1 protein-coding gene is annotated in these 646 nt (G+C 59.0%); it reads left to right on the forward strand.

Features of this window, described 5'->3' with window-relative positions; genetic code table 11:
- The first annotated feature begins 247 nt into the window (after nt 1–247).
- Entirely contained in the window at nt 248–541 is a 294-nt protein-coding gene (locus SxD43FB_RS23865; RefSeq protein ID WP_176482918.1) for a hypothetical protein, read from the forward strand.
- Nucleotides 542–646: the final 105 nt, after the last annotated feature.

Raw genomic sequence — 646 nt, forward strand, 5'->3', positions numbered from 1 at the left:
GCTCTTCGGCCCTATCGGGCACATCCCGCCCGCTGAGGCCGAAGACAATTACTATGCAGCCCTCGAGAACCTCGATATGGCTGCATAGCCAAATGAAAACTGCCTCCTGAAAACCCGGGGCGCTTCACAAGAGCCCGAACGCCTTACCCAAGCCGAGCGCGATGCTATACGGCAGCTCGCACAAGATATCCCCGCGTTGTGGAGCAACGCATCAACGACAGCGCGCGATCGCCAAGCCATTGCGCGTATGATGCTGGAACGCGTCGAGCTCATCGTCGTGGGTGAAACCGAGCGCGCTGGACTCGTCTGCCATTGGGTGGGTGGCACTGTGACGAAACATGCGTTCACACGACCGGTCCGGCGGTTCGAGCAGCTGGAGAACTTCGACAAGTTGCTTGCCCGGGTAATCGATCTGCGAAGCCAGGGAGCAACCGCGCAGATTATCGCTGACGCGCTCAATACTGAGGGCTGGGCGCCGCCCAAGAAGGATAGCTTCAACGCTCCTATGATCCATCGCCTCGGAACGTGTCAACGATTGTGAGACAGCCGGGTCGGGAGATTAAGCTATCGTCTTTCGGTCCCTGGCCGGTGGGTTGATCCAGACTGCGGTTGGTTTTTGTGGCGGTCGTGGTGGTCGATTGACGAA

Source organism: Sphingobium sp. D43FB (assembly GCF_002312805.1).
In the GTDB taxonomy this organism is placed as follows: Bacteria; Pseudomonadota; Alphaproteobacteria; order Sphingomonadales; family Sphingomonadaceae; genus Sphingobium.